Source organism: Pseudoalteromonas sp. S2755 (genome assembly GCF_005886535.1).
GTDB lineage: Bacteria > Pseudomonadota > Gammaproteobacteria > Enterobacterales > Alteromonadaceae > Pseudoalteromonas.
On sequence record NZ_PNDS01000273.1, the window covers coordinates 1 to 271 of the forward strand.

Sequence of the window (271 nt, forward strand, 5' to 3'; positions counted from 1 at the left end):
CAAGCTTTGCAGACTCTTTATGGGTATCACGAGAAAGCGACCAACTCGCAGCAGGTAAAAAGTTAGATGCACAGCACGATAAGGTTTGGAAAGGTCGACATCAACTGGCGGTACAAATACTGAGTGATGGACAAACCCCGAACTTACAATGTTTACGAATTTTATCTCGCCTTTCAAACTACGACAGCCAGCTAGTTGCTTCAACCCCTAAGCGGTTTAATGACCATTCCTCTTTGATTGTTGCAATCTCGCATCGATTAGCAAGCGTAAT

The 271-nt window shown here is 43.9% G+C and carries 1 pseudogene; it reads left to right on the plus strand.

The features are described from left to right. A pseudogene (locus CWC03_RS23200) lies at nt 1-271 on the plus strand (hypothetical protein); the annotation flags it as partial.